Source organism: Vibrio navarrensis (genome assembly GCF_015767675.1).
In the GTDB taxonomy this organism is placed as follows: Bacteria; Pseudomonadota; Gammaproteobacteria; order Enterobacterales; family Vibrionaceae; genus Vibrio.
The window spans coordinates 1136025-1156621 of the sequence record NZ_CP065217.1 but is presented as its reverse complement, the minus strand read 5'-3'; the positions used below and the strand labels follow the sequence as shown (position 1 = coordinate 1156621).

Sequence of the window (20597 nt, the reverse complement as noted above, 5' to 3'; positions counted from 1 at the left end):
GCGGTGATGATCGGCATTTTTTGCTTTTAATTTCGGCCAAAATCAAAAACACCCGCCATATCGGGCGGGTGTTTAACTTACATTGGAAGGATTAGAACGCTTCCAGCAGCTCCTGAGCCTCGCTCTTTGGCTTCTTCTCTTGACCAAATCCGCGCAGTCCAACCACGTGCACGTGTTCATGATCTTTAAACACTTTGCGCACCAGTTTGTAGGTTGTGCCTTTCTCCGGGCTGATGTTCTCAGGCGCGGCGATCAAGAGTTGCATGTCGAGACGATCACACAGCTCGAACAGCGTCGAGATCGATTTCGCATCGAGACGCGCGGCTTCATCTAGGAACAGCAAGCGACAAGGGACAATGTCTTTGCTGCGCAAACGACGCGACTCTTCTTCCCAACTTTGCACCACCATCAGCAAAATCGACTGACCAGTACCGATCGCTTCACCGGTCGATAGCGCGCCCGATTCGGCCTGTAACCAACCATCTGAACCACGGTTGACCTCAATGCTCAACTCGAGGTAATTGCGGTAATCGAGCAGTTCTTCACCAAGGACTTGCGGCGAGCGTTGGCCCATATCAATGTGTGGATTAACGCGTTGGAACAGTTTCGCCATCGCTTCCGAGAAGGTGTAACGCGGCGATTCAAACAGATCTTTGTGCTGTTCTTGCTGCGCTGCCAAACCGTTCAGTAACAGTTCATGGCTTTCCCGCACTTTGACATTCAGTCGCACCCCTTTCACCTGACCAAAGGCGATGTTGGACAAGCCTTGGTTAAGCATGCGGATACGATTTTGCTCACGCTGAATGGTTTTCTGGATGATACTCGCGGCCGATTCCGAACTGATCGCTAGGCGGTTTTCGCGCAGCGTCAATTCTTCAGTCAAACGAGCCAGTTCCACTTCCATCTCTTCAATCGCTTCCACCGGATCATCGGTACGGATGATGTCTTGGCGGATGCGCTCACGCAGATGCTGATACACCGCAATGTAGAACAGGACTTTGCGTTCTGGACGCGAGTTATCTTCCGACAAACGCAGCGCGTCACGCAGATCGTCATTATTCGCCACCGCTAAACGCAACGCGCCGAGCGATTTATCCGACATTGAGCGCAGCTCATCGGCCGAAAGGTAAGCGAGCTCACGTTTGTGCAGACGACGTTCAACGTCGTTTTCGCGTGCTAAACGCAATACCGAGCACCAACCTGCTTTGGCGGCCACAACAAAAGTGCGCAGATCGCTGTAATCTTTCTGCACTTTTTTCAGACGCTTGGCGAGGCCTTTCATTTCAAGCTCGGTCGAGGTGATGGTGCGCTCGTATTCGCTCTTGCGACTGCGCGAAGTGTGCAGGCGCTCATGCAGTTCATCACGACGACGAATGGCTCGCTCTTGCGCGCCGTCATCGGCATGCACACCAAACTCTGCCAACTCTTGCTTAAACTCTTGTACCGTTTCCAGTTTGGCTTGATACGAACTCTTAAGTGAAGCCAGCACCTGATTGTACTGATTCATTTGCCCTTGGGCTTGTTTCAGCGCTTCGCGATAACGTGTACGGCTGCGCTCCGCTTCCACCAACTTGGCGCGAAGCTGTTCACTGAACTCGCTGCCTTGGTTAAGCAGAGCAACCGAATCGGAATAAGCAAAGTAGTGGCGACGTTCCACCAGATCCGACAGCGCAAAAATCTGCTTTTTCAGATCTTGCAGAGCGAGATCGGCGCGCGCAACCTGGGCCTCAAGCGCGTCAAACTGCTCTGGATCAGCCTCCAACACCGACGCCATTTTTTCCAGTTCCGCGACCGATTTTCCATGCTCGCTGATAAAGGCTTTCGCTTGAGTAAGTTGGCTGATTTGCGCTTCAACTTCGGCAAAGCGCGCTTCGATCGTCTCGTCGTCAACCAATCGCATGTTCGGCGCAAGTTTGTCTAGTAGCACCAAGGCTTGCTTACTGCTACTGATCTGCGCGCGATATTGTTGCTCTTTGCCTTCTAACTCGCTTAAGGTGCGAGTCAACTGGTTGTGCGTATCACGCGCTTTACTCAGCGCCAGCTCAGGGTCAGCGGCAAACGCAACTTGGATATGTTCAGCAACAAACTGGTTGAAGGCTTGGAACAGACGCTGCATTTTCTGCGCATCAAACGCCGCTTTAGCATGCTGCTCAACCACCTCTTCACGCTCGCTTCGCAGCAATTCTAAACGCTGCTCACGCGCCGCACGGCCGAACAGTGGAATTTCCGGTAAGCGCGAGTAACGCATTTGACGCTCATTCAAGCGCACGCATACCGCACCATGCAGCTCTTCGGCGTTGAATGAACTGTCATCAAAGGCGTCGATATCTCCTTCAATGATGTAGAGATCTTCGGGACAGTCGTCGAGCTCAACTAATTTCTCTTCGATACCGGACAGATCAGACACCACGATGGCATGACGCGCTGGGCCGTACATGGCACTAAAGTACGGCGCATCATCGATGGTGATGTCATCGTAAATCTCCGATAGCAGGACCCCGCCAAGCGTATCTGCTAGACCTTTCAAGCGCGGATCGTTCGAGCCGCCCGGCGATGCCAAACGCCCAATCTCGCTTTCTAGTTTGGCGCGTCGCTCTGCCAATTTGTCTTTGCTCACTGACAGCGTTTTTTCGCGCTCGAGCACCATCTGCATCTGTGACATTACCGATTGGCTGTCGGCAAGCTCGGCGCCACTTTGCTCTCGGAGTTTCGCCAGCGCATCATTGGCCGCAATCCAACTCGGCGCGAGCGCTTGCAAATGTTCGATCTCAGCGCGGGTGTCTTGTTCAAGACGGCGCTGCTCACTGCGCTGTTCACGGGCTTCTTCTAAGCTCATCTCCAGAGAATCAATCAGCTCGTGGTGACGCTCACGCTCCTGCTCGAACACCAGTTCATCGCTTAGCGAGACATTGTGCTGCTTGCGATATTCATCCGCCATTTCTCGGGCTTGACGCTGTGCGTTCAGGCTACGTTCCAAATCACGATGCTGTGCGCGCCACTGCGATTCATTGCTCAGCAACTGCTGCGCCTCACGCGCTTGTTGCATGACGCTGCGAGCTTTCTCTGCTGCTGACGCACGCTCAACGGGGCCGGTGATACTTTGTAACCACTTGAGCGCCGTTTCAAACTGCTGCGCAGCGGCCGAAGACATATCCAGTTTATGTTTAAGCGCTAATAGGGCTTGGGTTTGCTGCGCTTCGCTCTCTTTGAGCTGTGCAACCAATGACGGTGCACTTTCCGCGCTCAGTTCATCATTGCCAAGCAGCAGTTTGGCTTTTTCCAGCGCTTGCACCGCTTGCTGGTATTGAAGCGCGCGCGTTTGTTGCACATCCAGCGCCTGCTGATAGTCAGCGAGCTGAGTCTTGAGGCTGTCGACCTCTTCTTCGGCAACCGTCGCTTGCTCTTCGACCATCAATACGCGCTCTTGCGCTTCCTCAACGACCATGCTCTGCTCTTCGAGACGCTCGTTCAGTTCTTCAAGATCTTCTTGGTAACGCTCGATCTTCTCTTGTTGACGCAAGGCGTTTTGTACCAACTGCAAGTGATCCGACGCCGCTTGATAATCTTGTTCTAATGCTGATTCCGACTCGATCAACAGCGCCAGCTCTTCCTGAACGCGAGTCAGTAAGCTATTTTGCTCAATCAGCATTTCGCGTGAGCCAAACAGCTCAGAGCGCAGAGAAAGTGTTTGTTCTAACTTGTTGCGGCGATCGTTGGCGTGGCGCATGTAATCAGCAGCCACGTAATTGGTTGATTCGGTGATCAGGTGTTTGAACAGATCACGATCCGCCTGCGTGGTTTTTATCGCTTCCAGCGTCATGCGGTTTTCGCGCAGAGCCGATTCCATGTCTTGGAAGGCTTTTTTCACCCCACCGTTTTGCGGTAAGAGATAATCGCGCAAAGAGCGGGTGATTGCGCTTGAGATACCACCATAAAGCGAGGCTTCAATCAGGCGGTAGAACTTAGAGCGGTCGCTCGAGTTACGCAGCTTTTTCGGGATTACGCCAAACTCAAACATTTGCGAGTGATAATCGACAATCGATGGGAACGATTTAAAATGTGCGCCTTCAAATTGGCCGACACACTCTTTCACGTCATTCAATTGGCGCACGCGAGCCTGAGTTGACGAAACGGTTTCGATCAGCACATCGGTCGGCTTCACATGGCTCGGCAAGCCTTGAATCACAAACGGTTTGATGTCGACTTTTTTATCGCGACCTGCCACTTGCTGCAGTTTCACTGCAAACAGCAAACGTTGATTGCGCGAGTTCACCACATCCAGCGCCGCATAGCAGGCACCTGGCTGCAATTTACCGTAGAGACCTTTGTCACGTGAAGCTTGGCTACTCCCTGCTTCAGTGGTATTGCGAAAATGCAACAAGCTTTGGTCAGGGATCAAAGCGGTGATAAATGCCGCCATGGTGGTCGATTTACCCGCGCCGTTGCCGCCCGAGAGAGTCGTCACCAGACCATCGATATCAAAAGTACGAGCAAAGAAGCCGTTCCAGTTGACCATGGTCAGCGATTGATACTTACCTCTTTCAATCATGCTTCACCCTCTAATTCTGCTTGCTCGTTAAATTCACTATCGTCTTCATCAGCCAATAAGCTGCCTTGTGTTGGCTCTTTGGTGTGCACCACCGCTTCACCGTCACGGATGAGGCGAAGCTGCGCTTCACGCATGTCATCGCCAAGGCGAACGTCAGCGCCAAAGCGGAATACCGCTTCACTGATGCTGAACTTACCGGTATCACCGATATGGATGATCATACCAAGACGGCGCAGACGACGAAGTGAGGTGCGCACTTTCTCAAACAGCTTTTCGCGATCAAGATCAGAGCCCGAAGCGCGATTAGTGACCAACTTCATCAGCTTCTTCTCATCTGCCAACGCTAGCAGCTCTTCGTACAGTTCTTGATTGGTGAAGATGCCTTCGTGCGCCAAACGTTCTGGGCTGAGATAAAGAAAACAGAGCACTTTGCCCACCAGCATGTCCAGTTCAGACAAAACACTGCGGCCAATCAGCGAGGTCGAGCGCGGACGCAGATAGAAAAAGCCTTCGGGCGCTTTCACCAGCTCGGTGTTGTAACGCTGATAAAAAGACGATAGCTCGACTTCAAAGTCACAAAGTAGCGCGTGGTTATCCAGATCTTCGCTGGAGATGTGACGGCCTGCACGCAGCATGCTATCTAAAGCGGGAAAAAGCGGGTTACAAATCGCTTTGGCCAGATTCTCTGGCATGTATTCATTAATATCGGTCGATGACATTTGCTTGTACCTTTGCACCAAAATCGTTGATCGCCTGCCAATCGGGCTGAATCGCCTGATAATCCGACTCGGAATAACCAAGACGGACCGCTTGGTCGATAACCATTCGTGCTAAATCAAAATGATGAGTCTGAGGGTGTTGCGCGAGGTAATCGCGCAGTACTGTGCCGAGATCAATCGGTCTGCCCTGCTCTTTATGCGCTTTAAGCATGCCGCCAATGCGCTCAGCAAGCTCATCATTGACTTGTTGAAACTCTTCATATTCCACTTCTGTGGGGACTTGTCCGGTGACTTCTTCATCACGCAGCATCAGCGCTTCATCGCGAAGATCGCTCAGGCGCTCTGCATCGGCATAGGTGAGATACCAAGGCAGATCAAAGTAGTCCTTCACCGATTGGCGTAGGCGCGAACTAAAGGCGCGGTTCTTATCCATATCGATAGCCGTACGGATGAACTTGTGCACGTGGCGGTCATAGCCGATCCACAAATCAATCGCCTGCTGTCCCCAACTGACGATGCGATCAAGCTTCATCTGCAAACCAAACAGCGTCTCCTCAATAAACTCCAGTTCAGGATCGCCATAAACCAGCTCTTGGATATCCAAAATCTGCGTTTGTAGCTCGTCGCCTGCCGCTTGTAGCGTATCTTGTAACTCTTTGAGTGTATTGGAGGTTTCAGACAGCAGAGACTCACAGTTGTTGATCGCATCACGCCAGTCTTTGTTGAGCAAGTCGGCAATCTGCTGTTTAACCGATTGCTGCTGTTCATCCATCACACGCTGGTTGAGATCGATCTGATCAAAAATCTCACCGACCGAGTACTTGAGCACCCCGTAGACATTTTTCTTCCAATGCCCTGCGGTTCCCCCCTTCTGAGCGGCGTCAATGGCTCTGGCCATTTCACCAGCCACCATAGAGAGCTGAATCGAGAGGCGAAGTTTGGAAAATTCGCGGTGACGGACGTAATAGTCAGTGATGCCTATCGCCAGTGGTGACAAACGATAGATACTGGCTCCCTCGGTCACTTCACTGGTAAATCGGCTAATAAGGCGCTGTTTAACCAGTTCGTTAATTGCGTTGTTGGCTCGAAACGCCGACGCCTCGCCTGTTTCTTCAAATAATCGAGTGACGATAGTAAATGCATCATGCAATTCACCTTCACCCAACTCTTCATCAAACCTTTCGTTACTTAACACCGCGATGGCTATCAAAAATGCCAGACGTTCTGTGGTCAGGTTCAATGAGAAATCGTGCTGCTTAACCCAGCTCACCAATTCATCGATTGGTTGCTCTGCAGCATTGAGAGTTGTCTCACTCATTGTTATTCCTGCTTTTCTTTCTTTTTCGCCCATACATGGATGTATCGGCCTAGCGAGAGGTATGGTTCTTGTCGGCACAATTGCCTTTCCAGTGCCAACACGTCTTCATACTGGTAGTCACCCATATTCTGCCGGTTACCTATGTAGTCGCTAAAACAGCGAATACCGGATTTTCCACCAATCTCAAATCCTGCGTCTTCAATCCACTGATAAACCTGTTGTGGATCCAGACCTTGCTGCGGTTGCAGTTTAAAGCGTTTTCGATGTGGCATGCCTTGTAAAACATGCGGAATATTGCCGCACACCACATTTTTATAAACCAAGCCATGATGGTTATAGAACATGATGGATGCCGCCCCGCCCGGTTTCACTTGCGCAAGCAGTGTCTCTAACGCGCTTTTCGGATCGGCTAACCACTCCATCACCGCGTGAAACAGCAATAAATCTATTGGCTGATCCAAATGTTCAGCGATGGACTGCACCGGAGAATGGATCAGGCGATACTGCGCAAGCAAACCGTTTTTTGCAATATCCTGTTCAGCCAATTGCAGCATTTCAGAAGATAGATCACATAACGCGACCTGATGTCCGAGCTTAGCAAGCTTTTGCGACATTTGCGCTAAGCCACCACCCGCATCGAGAATAGTCAGCGCCTTCTTGTCACCATCGATTGCGGTTAAAACCCGTTCAAGGTCTTCCCAAACAATCACTTGGCGGATCTCTCCTTTATCTGATCCGTAAATATTTTTTGCAAATTTGTGGGCAATATCGTCGAAATTACGGTCTTGGTTCACTGCGGCTTGGGTTATCATATCGAATCGTGCTGCTATTCTGTCATAAGGAAAGCAGGAATAAAGAGGGATTCTCTCTTTTTTACTGTCAAGTGATGTTTTTTCGGACTATTTCTGTATGTTTGAGCTGAAAAAAGCGGTATCGGCGCTTCTCATGCCTTTGCCTGCACTACTCATCATCGGCCTGCTCGGCCTGATGTTGATTATGTTTACCACCAGGCAAAAAACAGGTTGCTTTGTCATTTTATTCTCTTTTATCGGTATTTTTCTGGTTTCATTCCAACCCGTTGCCAGCAAACTTTTAATGCCTTTAGAGCGCCAATACTCGGTTTTTTTACCTGAAGTACAAAGTGTCGATTATGTGATGGTATTGGGTAATGGTCATGTGGTGGACGACCAAATTCCTCCGACCTCTGAACTCAGTCGCACCGCATTGATGCGCCTTGCTGAAGGTATTCGTATTTTGCGCATGTACCCTGGGGCAAAAATGATTTTGTCTGGTTACGCTGGCGGCTCTGAAATTAGTCATGCCCGGATGATGGCAAACGTCGCTTTAGCGCTGGGGGTAGCGAAATCCGATATTATCTTATTGGAAGATGCCAAAGATACTTGGGAAGAAGCGCGTCAGGCTGCCGCTTTTGTTCGGCAGAAGCAGTTGGTGCTGGTTACCTCAGCTAGCCATATGAACCGAGCTTTGAAAGAGTTTAACGATGCAGGCTTAACCCCTTTGCCAGCACCAACCAACTATTTGGCGCAAAAAGAGATCACTCAGGCTTGGGACAAATACGCGCCGAAAGCGCTCTATTTAGAGCAGACCGAACGCTATTGGTATGAAACCTTGGGTCTCATTTGGCAATCTTTGCGCGACTTGTTGACCACCACTCCCAACAACGAAAAAGTCGCCGCGAAAAGTCCTGCTTGAAAATAAAATTCTATCCATAAAAAACGAGCTGTCTGCGCAGCTCGTTTTTTATTGTTCGACATTGAGATCAAGCGCTCTGCTTTGGCGCATTTATGGCTCTTAATCCCCTGCAAACATATAGCCTTCTCCGTGAACCGTGACAAAAATTTGCGGGTTCTTCGGGTCAAACTCCATTTTGGCACGCATGCGGCGAATCAACACATCGATGGTGCGATCATTGGGCGCATCAACGCGATGGCTAATCATGTTTAGAATACGCTCACGGCTTAACACCTGATTTGGGTACGACGAGAGTGCCACCAATAACTCATATTCGGCCTTGGTTAATTTTACCGGTTCGCCATTGCGGCTCAATGCACGACGATGAATGTCAAACGTCCAATCTGCAAAGCGCACAACGTGCTGCTCCTGTTCGTCAGCACGCCCTTTTTGCTTAGCCGTATCGGTTAACGACATCCGCCACAAGAGGTTTTTCACCCGAACTAGCAGCTCTCTTAACTCAAACGGTTTGGTCACGTAATCATCCGCGCCCATCTCCAAACCGACAATTTTGTCTATGCTATCCGTGCGGCCTGTTACTAATATGATGCCGATATCCGATTGGCCACGCAGTTCCCGCGTCAAAAGCAAGCCATCTTCTCCAGTGAGATTAATGTCCAACATCACCAAATCGATGGTTTGGCTGTTCAATACCTCACGCATTTCTACGCCGCTCTCTGCTTCACTGACGGTATATCCTTCATTTTGGAAGTAACCCACCAATTTGGCTCGTGTCACTACATCATCTTCTACGACTAATACGTGATAGCTCATTTACACCACTTTCTGTCATTCTTCTCTACGCCGATTCATTCTATTCATAAACAGTCACATTTCTAGCGTCAGAGCAAAGTTAGCACAATAATCTCGGCTTTTATTGATTCAAGACAAGCTTATTTTTCACCCATTTACAAGCCGACATATAATTAAATAATCCATTAATAATCAGGGTGACCGCTGTTCATTTTTATTGGTTAAACTAATAAGAGAAACCTTGAGGAGCACAAAGAAAATGCAAGAGATCAAAGCCTTCAACGAAAAGCGTGCCGAAATTTACTGGTGGCTTTCAAGCCTTTTCGCCAAAGAGTTGAGCCAAGTGGAACTGGACAAATATCACAGCGCAGAGATTCGCTCATTTCTTTGTGGTTTAGCAGAAAATGACCGTTTGCGGGTTGAAGTGCAGCAACTGGTACAAACGTTGAATAAACTGCTTGAGCGTAAAGATGCTCAACTTGAACTGGCCGCAGACTTTTGCGATCTGTTTCTGAAAAGCGCAAAACATGGCGCTCTACCCTACGCTTCCGTTTACCTCGACCAATCAGGGTTACTCAACGCCGAACCAGCCAGAATGATGGAAAAGCTGATGACAGAGCACGGCGTGAGAGTGAGCGACACTCTCAATGAACCTGCGGATCATCTCGCTATTCAACTGGATTTTTTAGGCCATCTGATTATCCGTTCGAATGAGCTGGAGCAAGAGCGCCATATGGAAGCCGCCTTTGCCAAGCAGCAACAGTTCATTGAAGATATGCTGCTGTCTTGGCTGCCGCAATTTCACCAGCAGTGTCTTCAACACGACCAGTTTGACTTCTACACCAGCGTTGCAAAACTATTAATTGCATTTTGTAAACTGGACAGTGACTATTTACTTGGATAATAATTACAGGCCTATCAATAGAGCAATCACTCGACTGAAGATTAACCAATAAAGTGTGAACACGGATACAATATTCGCGTGCTGAGCTGGTTGCCTGCTGACGTATCTCGATATAAAATTGAGACCGCAAACGATAAAATATGAATTTAATGCAAACCGCTGAAAAACAGCGGTTTTTGTGTTTTTTTAGCTAAGCTGCTGCTTTTCTTGGGTCTCTCCATGTTCAAGACCGATTCGAAGAAAGGTAGCAAGAGCGTTACCCGGCTCAATGTTCCCCGCGGTAACCTTGGACAGGACAAAATTATGGCCACAATTAAAGATGTCGCACGTTTAGCCGGCGTATCAACCACGACAGTTTCACACGTGATCAATAAAACCCGCTTTGTTGCAGAAACAACGCAAGAAAAAGTGATGAAGGCGGTGGATGAACTCAATTACGCGCCTAGCGCCGTCGCACGCAGCTTGAAATGCAATACGACTCGTACTATTGGCATGCTCGTTACTCAGTCAACCAATCTCTTTTTCTCTGAAGTGATTGACGGCGTAGAAAGCTACTGCTACCGCCAAGGCTATACCTTGATTCTATGTAACACTGGTGGCATCTATGAAAAGCAGCGCGACTATATCCGCATGCTGGCTGAAAAACGCGTCGACGGTATCTTGGTGATGTGTTCAGATTTGACCGAAGAGCTGCGTGAAATGCTCGATAGACACGCCGATATTCCAAAAGTAATCATGGACTGGGGCCCGATTAGCTCGCAAGCCGACAAGATCATCGACAACTCAGAAGAAGGTGGCTATCTCGCAACCAAATATCTGATTGATAACGGTCACAGCAAAATTGCCTGCCTGAGCGGTCATTTCGAAAAAGCCGCGTGTCAGGAGCGAATTCTTGGTTTTAAACGCGCAATGGCAGAGGCAAACCTAGCGGTCAATCAAGATTGGATCTTAGAAGGTAACTTTGAATGTGATACAGCCGTATTGGTCGCTGATAAGATCGCCTCTTGGGACGATCGTCCAACGGCCATTTTCTGCTTTAACGACACCATGGCACTTGGCCTAATGAGCCGTTTGCAACAGCTCGGTATCCGTATTCCTGAAGACATGTCGGTGATCGGTTACGACAATATTGAACTGGCCGAGTACTTCTCTCCGCCGCTTACCACCATTCACCAACCAAAACGTCGTGTCGGTAAAAATGCATTTGAAATTCTACTTGAGCGCATTAAAGACAAAGAGCACGATAAACGCATTTTTGAGATGCATCCAGAAATCGTTATTCGCGACACAGTTAAAAAACTGAACTGACATTGTTAAAAAATAGACGCTATTCGGCGTCTATTTTTTTGTGTCAAAACAAAATCATTATTGTGACAAATAACAAGATATTTTCGTACACGAGTTTTGGCTCATTTTCCGCAAACTATTACCTGAACCAAGATCACACTTTTAATTCTAAAATGTGATGTTAGTCCAATAGAAATCGTATCCTTTAGCTGTCACGCACAGGGCAAACCATCTGAAAAGGTGGGACGCAAAGCCTCCGGCCTAAACCAAATGTTGTTTGGTAGGTAGCGGGGTTCCCGATGGCAAAAATGCATTACATTGAGTTGACTCTCTAATGACATCTTGTATGCATTGGTTTGCTAATCTCTCGGACCTGATTTATGGGTGGCGTAATTATAATTACACCGAGATAACACATCATGGATAAACCGATACTCAAAGATTCAATGAAGCTTTTTGAGCAACTTGGTGCGATAAAATCTCGCTCTATGTTTGGCGGATTCGGCCTTTTTGCAGATGAGACCATGTTTGCATTGGTCGTCAAAGATCAGCTTCATATTCGCGCGGATCAAAACACAACCTCATTGTTCGAAAAACAGGGCCTTAAGCCTTATGTTTACAAAAAACGTGGCTTCCCTGTTGTTACCAAATACTACGCGGTAACCGATTCCCTTTGGGATAACAAGACTGCACTGATGAGCGTCGCAAGACAAGCTTTGGACAGCGCCCGAAAAGAGAAAGAGCTTCAAGCCGTTGCCAAACCCGATCGTCTGAAAGATTTGCCAAATCTAAGGCTGGCGACTGAGCGCATGCTGAAAAAAGCAGGTATTGAAACGGTTGAGCAGTTGGAAATGCACGGTTCTGTTGGGGCTTATGAAGCGATCAAAAACACGCACAGTGGAAGTGTTAGCCTTGAGCTGTTGTGGGCGTTAGAAGGCGCTATCAATGGAACTCACTGGAGCGTCATCCCTCAAAAACGCCGAGATGAGTTAGTTAATAAGCTTTCCTCTTAAGCTTGAGTAAGTTTCTGAAAGCCACCTCTGCAACGAAGTGGCTTTTCTTTACTCCGCTTCCTCTTTACTCTGCTTAGTTTTTTTCGCCTTGCCTGAAATTTTTTTGTGCTTTTCCCTGTCTTAGATTAGAGAATTAAACTTGGAAAAATGCGATGAATAGAAAAATGCTTTTTGGCCTTATTTTAGTCAGTGTGATGGCTATTTTGGTCTACCATTTTGCTCCCTACCTCACTTTAGAAAATGCCAAAGCTCAACAGCAGCTCCTTAGCGACTATATCAGCCAACACTGGCTAACGGCCGCAATCAGTTACTTTGTCCTATACGTCGCTCTGACTGCTTTCTCCATCCCCGGCGCCACTGTCGTTACCTTACTCGGTGCTGCCTTGTTCGGGTTTTGGTTTAGTTTACTGCTCGTCTCTTTCGCGAGCACGGTAGGCGCTACATTAGCTTTTTTAAGCAGTCGATATTTGCTCAGAGAGTGGGTGCAAAAGAAATTTGCTGACAAGTTACAAGCCATTAATCAAGGTGTTGGGCGAGATGGATCTTTCTATCTTCTATCACTTCGACTTATCCCTGTGTTTCCTTTTTTTCTGATTAACCTTCTGATGGGGCTAAGTAAAATGACAGCCAGTCGCTTTTACTTAACCAGTCAAGTTGGCATGCTACCCGGCACCGTTGTCTATCTCAACGCGGGGACACAAATCGCCGAGATCGATTCACTCTCTGGGATCGTTTCGCCTGCCGTTTTGCTGTCGTTTCTATTACTCGGGCTTTTTCCTATCGTAGTGAAATGGTTGATGAACAAATATCGCCCTCAGTCTACTGTACAGAGTGAACGGTAAGTCATGCGTGTATTTACTGCCAATTCCCCTGTCGAGGCGCATATCGTCTGTCAACTGTTGCGAAATGAGAATATCAGGTGTGAAGTACACGGAGAGGGGCTATTCGGCTTGAAAGGCGAGCTACCCGCGACCAGCGAGAGTGACCCCTATATTTGGCTACATGAGCCTCAGCAATACCAGGCAGCACTGAAAATCGTGAGTGAGTACTTGCAGAAGCCCTGCGTTGCTACTCATTGGTACTGTTCAAACTGCGGTGAGGAAAATGAGGGCCAATTTGCTCTCTGCTGGTGTTGTGGCGAACATGACACCAGCAGTTAAACATAGATTAAATTTGAATTTGTCTGCGAATAAAATTGATTGAATAGCGATTAAACTCTTCTGGGCGTTCAACGTTGCAAACATGCCCACAATCTCGGATCTCCAACAGTTCACTCTGTTTATGAACCGCAACCATCTCTTTTACTGGTTTGATAAACATGTAATCTTTATCACCCATCAAATAGAGCGTTGGAATTGGCAGTTCTCTTTCTTTGAAGTAGCGCATCAGAGGGTTAACTTCCGCCGCCAGAATAAACCAACGCTTGAACTCCTTTTGACACAATTTCTTTGCTTCACGGATAAATAGGTGTCGGGATTCTTGCTGGTTCTTTTGCGGCATGACGATATAGGCGAACAGTTTATATAGCCACATGTAAGGGAGAATGTGCTTACCCACATTGCCAAGTGATACCAAAAACTGCGAGCGGGCATCTAAGCGAGTAATAGCGCCACCAAGTACCATCGATTTCACGCGTTCACTTGCCATCTCCGCAAGATTTCTAACAATAATGGTGCCAAGAGACATACCGACAAAATGGGCTGAGTGGATTTTAAGATGATCTAGCACCTGAAGAATATCGTGCGTCACCGCTTTAAACGTGTAGCGGCTGCTCATCAGCTCTTTAAACAACTGATTCGATTTTCCGTGTCCCCTTAAGTCCACCAATAGCAGATTGAAATGTTGCTTATACGCTTTGATCTGTTTAAACCATATTGAGGAGCTGCCTCCAGCGCCATGGACAAAAACCACCCACTCCTGACTGGTTGGATGTAAATAGGTTTTATGAAACAGTAACGTTTGAGGCATGGATTATACCGCTCATTCACTCTTAGCTAAATATAGGGCTGAAATCCTACCATAAAAAGACTCAATAGCGATTTGCGCTGGAATAAAAAAAGCAAAAGGCACGTAAAACCGTGCCTTTGACTCAATTTTTCGCTTTGTTAACCAATCCTGAGCGCCGCTTTGTACAGATTTAAATATTGCTGAGCAGCTTTGCTCCAGCAAAAGTCTTGCTGCATCGCTTGCACTTGTACTCGGCGGACTTCCGCTAGATTTTGCGCATAGAGAAGCAACGCGCGCTGCATACTGATCAACAGAGCTTGAGGGGTTGGATCTTGGAAAACAATTCCGGTTGCATCAGCAGGATTTGCGTCGTAATCATTCACACTGTCTTTCAACCCCCCCACACCACGAACGATTGGTAAGGTGCCATACGCCATGCTGTAGATCTGATTTAAACCACATGGTTCAAACTCAGAAGGCATTAGAAAGAAATCTGCAGCCGCTTCAACCAAGTGCGCAAGCTGGTTATCGTATGCTTCAACAAAGACAAGCTTATCAGCAAAACGCGCAGCTACATCTCTGAGTTCCATCGCCAGTAGTGGATCACCAGTACCGACAATCACTAATTGAGCTTCATGCTTTAAAAACTCACTCAGGATCGGCAGCAGATAGTGCACCCCTTTTTGATGCGTCAACCGACACACCATGCCAAACATCGCCACATCTTTGACGGGAAGCCCAACTTGTTGTTGCAGTGCCGCTTTACAGTCGCGTTTGCCTTGCTCCATGCTGTGCAAGGTCGCTTCATAGCGCGTCGGCAGAAAGGCGTCTGTCTGAGGATTCCAAGCCGAATAGTCACAGCCATTGAGGATACCCACCAAATCTGCTGCGCGATATTGAAACTCCCAAGCCATGCCATGGCTACCCAGTTCGGTTTTAAGCTCTTCTGCATAGGTAGGGCTGACCGCATTGATCTTATCTGCGGTCATCACTCCCGCTTTGAGCATCGTGATGTGAGTCGCACTTACCGCCACTTCAGGGACATATCGGCTATGGAACTCAGGTAAGCACTGAAGTTCTTGATAACTAAAAACACCTTTAAACACGGCGTTATGGATAGACAAGACGCTGCGTGTTTCGGCGAAAAACTCGTTGTTGGCGTAACGATATTTGAGCAGAAACGGGACTAAGCCAGTATGCCAGTCATTGGCGTGCACTATGTGTGGACGAAAACCGATCTTAGGCAACATGTCCAAACAGGCAGCACTGAAAAAGGCAAAGCGCTCGCCATTATCTGCATAAGACTGATTGTTTTCCGCATACATGGCTGGTCGATCAAAATACGCTGCACACGCAATCAGATAGACGGGGAGATCACCTAACATACGCATCTTAACTTGATAAGAGGTATGGGGCCAGAAATCCAACTGACTCTCCAACACGACTTCATCGTCAGAAAGACCATTTATCGCTGTATAGGCAGGAATAACCAGCCTCGCGTCTTGCTCAAGTTCAACCAAGGTTTCTGGCAGTGCCTTGGCGACATCCGCCAAGCCACCGCTCTTGATCAACCCTTCGGCCTCGGAAGCAACAAACAAAACAGACAAGTTGCTAGTAGCCAACACGAGCTCCTTTTGGAATCACCACAATACCCTCTTCCGACACGTGGAAGTGTTTCTTATCTTCTTGCAGATTCACCCCAATCTGCGTACCAGGCGCTACGTCAACCTCTTTATCCATGATAACGCGGCGTAGTACGCAACCTTCGCCGATTTTCACATCACCTAACAGGATACATTCACTAATGTCACATGCTGAAGCGATGTTGCTGCGAAAACCTAATACAGATTTTTCAATTCTCGAACCGCGCACATAGCTACCATTGCTGACTAGACTATCAATGATCTGCACACGGCCATTAGCAGAGTCGGTAAACGTCGCTGGTGGAAGTGGCGGGTGATAGGTGTGCATCGGCCATTTACGGTTATACAAAGAAAACGGCGCGTCATGTTTCAAAAGATCCATATGCGCTTGCCAGTAAGAGTCAATAGTGCCTACATCTCGCCAGTACACTTGTTCTTTTTCACCAGGAATACGGTTTAAGCTAAAGTCATAGACGAATACATCACCACGTGGGAACATTTTCGGAATAATGTCTTTACCAAAATCGTGCGATGACTCTTCATCATCGGCATCTTCAATCAGTTCAGAGAACAGCACTTTTGCTTCAAACACATAGTTCCCCATTGAAACCAATGCATGATCAGGATCACCAGGTATTGATTTCGGGTTCTGTGGTTTTTCTTGGAATCCAACCATACGACCGTCGGCATCCACTTCGATGACTCCGAATTGTGACGCTTCAGAAAGAGGCATGCGTAATGCCGAAACCGTTAACGAAGCTTTTTTCTCTTTGTGGTAATCAAGCATCTGCTTGATGTCCATTTTGTAGATGTGATCTGAACCAAAGATACACACTTGATCAGGCTCAGAAAGCTCCATAAAACGTAAGTTCTGGTAGATCGCGTCTGCCGTTCCTTCGTACCAACGTTTCCCTGTCCGCATTTGTGCAGGGATCGGGTCGATAAAACGATCCGTAATACCGTTGATATTCCACCCTTTCTTCAAATGATGGAAAAGAGATTGTGATTTAAATTGAGTCAGTACGTAGATACGCATCAGATCGGCGTTAACGAAGTTGTTTAACGCAAAATCGATAAGACGATAGCTACCGCCAAAAGGGACGGAAGGCTTACTTCTCGATTCCGTCAACGGACGTAATCTTGAGCCTTCACCGCCAGCAAGAATCATTCCCAAAACACCAGCCATTCGTTGTTCTCCATTTCGTTATAGTCTGGAAAGATGGCCCAGTTACTTAAATAGTCTATGGGGGGAGTAACTGAGCGTAATTATTTGTTTTAAATTTATTTTTCCTGAGCTTTATCATTCATTCTTATCAATAAGCTCAAGGGTTACATACCTATTTCATGCTTTTGTATAAGGTATCTGATTGCCGGTAAAATACAATTTCAAAAGCGGTATTGTGTGTACAGTACAACCGTTTCGTTGGGAAGACGTTAGCTAAGTCACACTCAAACGAGTGTTTAGTTACACAAATGGAACAATTGACTTACAGATTACCGACACCTAGCGGTTTACTCGATGATGAACAAGATAAGAAATCGGTGTTAAAAAGAAATGACAGCGAGCAAGCAGAGAATGGCTAGCACAACAAGACACACAGGATGTTGTGCACGTTGTGAGCAGGAAACAGAGTTGAAACGAAAAAGAGCAGCAATGCTGCTCTTTAATTTTCTCATTCAACCGACGATCGACTTACTTAGTTTTTTTACGCTTATCGGAAATATCCCATTTCCCGTTTTCGTAGAGCGCAGTCCATCCGGTCGGTTTACCGTCCACTTCCGTTCGAACGTAATTTTCTTTGCTTTTACGACTAAAACGCACTACCGCTTCTAAGCCATCGGGATCATGCGTCGGTGCCGTCGCCAAGTATTGATATTTCTCGGGTAAGCGCTCAACAAAACGCGCTAATTCAGAAACCAATGGGGCTCTCGTCTCACGAGATTTAGGGAAATTGCTCGCCGCCATGAACAGACCCGACGCACCATCACGCAGCACAAAGTAAGCATCTGAGGTACTACAAGGTAACTCAGGGAAATGTACTGGCTCTTCTTTCGGTGGTGCGACTTCACCATTTTTCAGGATCTTACGCGTATTTTTGCAACTTTCACTGGTGCAATCCATGTATTTCCCGAAACGGCCATTTTTCAGCACCATATCAGACCCACATTTATCGCACTCAACCACTGGGCCATCATACCCTTTTACTTTGAACTCACCGTATTCAACGAGGTAGCCTTCGCAGTTAGGGTTGTTACCACATACGTGCATTTTACGCTTATCATCAATCAGATACGCGTCCATTGCCGTCTCACAAATCGGGCAACGTTTCTTCGCGCGCAGTGCAGCAGTTTCCACATCCTCTTCAAGAACGTTGATAATGCCGTCTTCATCACCGAGATTTATGGTCGTTTTGCAACGCTCTTTTGGCGGAAGTGCATAGCCTGAGCAGCCTAAAAAGACACCTGTTGAAGCGGTACGTATCCCCATGGGGCGCGAACAGGTCGGACACTGAATATCGGTCATCACGATATGGTTCAGCTTCATACCGCCTTCATCTTCTTCTTGCTCTGCTTTCTCAAGATCTTGGGTGAAATCAGAGAAGAAGTGATCAAGCACCGCTTTCCACTGCACATCACCTTCGGCAATTTGGTCAAGCTTTTCTTCCATACGAGCGGTGAAATCATAGTTCATCAAATCGTTGAAGCTTTCATCCAAGCGATCGGTGACAATTTCACCCATTTTCTCTGCATAGAAACGACGTTGATCCACTTTGACGTAGCCGCGATCTTGAATCGTTGAAATGATCGATGCATAGGTTGATGGACGGCCAATGCCTCTCTTCTCAAGTTCTTTCACTAGCGCCGCTTCGGTAAACCGCGCAGGTGGCTTAGTGAAGTGTTGTTTCGGATCAAGAGATTCGAGCGTCAGTTTTTCACCCACTTGAACCGCGGGTAAAATTGTGTCTTCATTCTTACCCAACGGTCTTTGTACGCGTGTCCAACCATCAAATTTGAGAATGCGCCCTTTGGCTTTCAACGTGTATTCTGCCGCTTTGACACTCACGGTAGTAGAATCGTACTCCGCTTCTGTCATTTGGCAGGCGACAAATTGGTTCCAGATCAACGAATAGAGTTTATGCGCATCACTATCAACCCCTTCTAAATCATCAGATTTAATCTGAACATCGGATGGGCGTATCGCTTCGTGCGCCTCTTGAGCCCCTTGCTTGCTACCGTAAACCAGCGGATTGGCTGGCAAATAACGTTCACCAAACTGAGATACGATGTAACCGCGCACGGCCTCAACGGCTTCACTACTTAGGTTGGTCGAGTCGGTACGCATGTAGGTAATGTAGCCCGCTTCGTACAAACGCTGCGCGAGCATCATGGTCTTCTTTACCCCGTAACCTAAGCGCGTGCTCGCTGCTTGCTGCAAGGTGGAGGTGATGAAAGGTGCGGATGGCTTGCTCCTTGTTGGACGATCTTCACGCTTGCAAACTTCCAATTGGGCTTTTTGCAAAACGGCCATCGCAGCTTGTGTTTCCGCTTCGTTCACAGGACGGAAAGTATCGCCAGCTTTTTGCGCCACCAACAGCTTGAACGCGGTCGAATCTGCGGTCATGGTATTCGCATGCAGATCCCAGAACTCTTCGGGGACAAACGCTTTGATTTCACGTTCACGTTCTACCAGCAATTTCACCGCTACCGATTGAACTCGGCCAGCGGATAAGCCTCGAGCGACTTTTTTCCACAGTAATGGCGAAACCATAAAGCCCACCACTCGGTCCATAAAACGTCGAGCTTGCTGGGCATTTACGCCATCCATATTCAACTCACCAGGTCGCTGGAACGCCTGCTGAATCGCATTCTTGGTAATCTCGTTAAACACCACTCGTTTGTAACGCGCTTCATCACCACCGATGATCTCACGAAGATGCCACGCAATAGCTTCCCCTTCGCGGTCCAAATCGGTTGCGAGATAGACAAAGTCAGCATCTTTCGCGAGCTTCTGTAGTTCGCTCACCACTTTTTCTTTGCCTGGAAGGATCTGATAATTCGCTTCCCAATCGTGATATGGGTCAATCCCCATCTTTTTGATCAACGATTTACGATCTTTCTCTTGCTTAATACGAGCTTTCTCTTCTGCGCTCATGCCTTTGGTTGAAATGGCAGCCGCTTTTTCACCCGTACTTTGTCCTGCAGTTGGTAGATCACGCACGTGACCGACACTGGACTTCACGACAAAGTCTTTCCCAAGATACTTATTGATCGTTTTAGCCTTGGCTGGCGACTCCACTATAACGAGAGATTTACCCATATTGACTCTAACGCCCTTAAAAATGATGTCATTATTGTCAGTGATAGCTAACAACAATCGGTACGCTGTACCATTATGAAACTTCTTTTTTTACTATTGTGCGATATCAAAAGAAGATCAACTGCTTTTTTACATTTCAGATCCGATTGGTCGACAATTGGTCGCCATCGCTCTGGGCACAACAGAATCGACAAGTGCCTAAATTTAGGTCCGTATACTAAGCAGTTGATAAATAGCTATGCGAATATAAAAGTGATTTTTATGTTGCACATCACAAAACCTTGCTTGTAAGAGCCATGTTCTTTACCACTATTGGCCATCCTCGTTCGGAATAAACGTTGAAATCGTTTCAGCACACTCTAGACTATTCACATTGCTGTTTCCCAAGAGATAA

Annotated in this window: 15 protein-coding genes and 1 riboswitch; of the genes, 6 read left to right on the top strand and 9 right to left on the bottom strand. The window is 47.6% G+C overall.

What is annotated here, in order from left to right; all coding sequences use genetic code 11:
* Positions 1-91: 91 nt before the first annotated feature.
* Genes mukB through cmoM form a run of 4 tightly spaced genes read right to left on the bottom strand, consistent with a single transcriptional unit; the run spans position 92 to position 7398 of the window.
* Entirely contained in the window at positions 92-4549 is a 4458-nt protein-coding gene (mukB, locus tag I3X05_RS05210; protein ID WP_045568944.1) for a chromosome partition protein MukB, read from the bottom strand.
* Complete coding sequence (gene mukE, locus I3X05_RS05205) at positions 4546-5268, bottom strand: chromosome partition protein MukE (RefSeq protein WP_045568945.1); 723 nt, start codon at positions 5266-5268, stop codon at positions 4546-4548. The genes mukB and mukE overlap by 4 nt, the downstream gene beginning before the upstream one ends.
* Complete coding sequence (gene mukF, locus I3X05_RS05200; RefSeq protein WP_045568946.1) at positions 5249-6586, bottom strand: chromosome partition protein MukF; 1338 nt, start codon at positions 6584-6586, stop codon at positions 5249-5251. The genes mukE and mukF overlap by 20 nt, the downstream gene beginning before the upstream one ends.
* Before the next feature lie 2 nt (positions 6587-6588).
* Positions 6589-7398: a tRNA uridine 5-oxyacetic acid(34) methyltransferase CmoM gene (gene cmoM / locus I3X05_RS05195; protein ID WP_045568947.1), complete on the bottom strand. Its 810-nt coding sequence runs from the start codon at positions 7396-7398 to the stop codon at positions 6589-6591.
* A 97-nt stretch (positions 7399-7495) separates the two neighbouring features.
* On the opposite strand from cmoM, the gene elyC reads away from it, so the two are divergent.
* A complete protein-coding gene (gene elyC, locus I3X05_RS05190) occupies positions 7496-8299 on the top strand; it encodes an envelope biogenesis factor ElyC (RefSeq protein ID WP_045568948.1) in 804 nt (267 codons plus the stop codon).
* Positions 8300-8398: 99 nt separating this feature from the next.
* Here the strand turns inward: elyC and torR are convergent, their stop codons facing one another.
* A complete protein-coding gene (torR, locus tag I3X05_RS05185) occupies positions 8399-9112 on the bottom strand; it encodes a two-component system response regulator TorR (protein ID WP_045568949.1) in 714 nt (237 codons plus the stop codon).
* Between the two features lie 238 nt (positions 9113-9350).
* Between torR and torD the strand changes: the two genes are divergently transcribed.
* The 5 genes from torD to I3X05_RS05160 all read left to right on the top strand — a co-directional run bounded on the left by torD (position 9351) and on the right by I3X05_RS05160 (position 13455).
* Positions 9351-9995, top strand: coding sequence for a molecular chaperone TorD (gene torD, locus I3X05_RS05180; RefSeq protein WP_045568950.1), 645 nt, complete (start codon positions 9351-9353; stop codon positions 9993-9995).
* A 303-nt stretch (positions 9996-10298) separates the two neighbouring features.
* Positions 10299-11303 carry an HTH-type transcriptional repressor PurR gene (gene purR / locus I3X05_RS05175; RefSeq protein ID WP_045568951.1) on the top strand — a complete coding sequence of 335 codons (1005 nt, stop codon included), beginning with the start codon at positions 10299-10301 and terminating at the stop codon, positions 11301-11303.
* 191 nt (positions 11304-11494) lie between these two features.
* Positions 11495-11583: riboswitch (cyclic di-GMP riboswitch) on the top strand.
* 118 nt (positions 11584-11701) lie between these two features.
* Positions 11702-12295 (top strand): TfoX/Sxy family DNA transformation protein, encoded by a 594-nt coding sequence (locus I3X05_RS05170; RefSeq protein WP_039425463.1) that lies wholly within the window; start codon positions 11702-11704, stop codon positions 12293-12295.
* A 152-nt stretch (positions 12296-12447) separates the two neighbouring features.
* Complete coding sequence (locus tag I3X05_RS05165) at positions 12448-13137, top strand: TVP38/TMEM64 family protein (protein WP_045568952.1); 690 nt, start codon at positions 12448-12450, stop codon at positions 13135-13137.
* Between the two features lie 3 nt (positions 13138-13140).
* A complete protein-coding gene (locus tag I3X05_RS05160; RefSeq protein ID WP_045568953.1) occupies positions 13141-13455 on the top strand; it encodes a DUF2007 domain-containing protein in 315 nt (104 codons plus the stop codon).
* A 7-nt stretch (positions 13456-13462) separates the two neighbouring features.
* Here the strand turns inward: I3X05_RS05160 and I3X05_RS05155 are convergent, their stop codons facing one another.
* From I3X05_RS05155 to topA, 4 genes are all read right to left on the bottom strand, one after another.
* A complete protein-coding gene (locus tag I3X05_RS05155; RefSeq protein ID WP_045568954.1) occupies positions 13463-14263 on the bottom strand; it encodes an alpha/beta fold hydrolase in 801 nt (266 codons plus the stop codon).
* Between the two features lie 137 nt (positions 14264-14400).
* Entirely contained in the window at positions 14401-15864 is a 1464-nt protein-coding gene (glgA, locus tag I3X05_RS05150; RefSeq protein ID WP_045568955.1) for a glycogen synthase GlgA, read from the bottom strand.
* Positions 15854-17071: a glucose-1-phosphate adenylyltransferase gene (glgC, locus tag I3X05_RS05145; protein ID WP_045568956.1), complete on the bottom strand. Its 1218-nt coding sequence runs from the start codon at positions 17069-17071 to the stop codon at positions 15854-15856. Before glgC ends, glgA begins: the two co-directional genes overlap by 11 nt.
* Positions 17072-17578: 507 nt before the next feature.
* Complete coding sequence (topA, locus tag I3X05_RS05140; RefSeq protein ID WP_045568957.1) at positions 17579-20203, bottom strand: type I DNA topoisomerase; 2625 nt, start codon at positions 20201-20203, stop codon at positions 17579-17581.
* Positions 20204-20597: the final 394 nt, after the last annotated feature.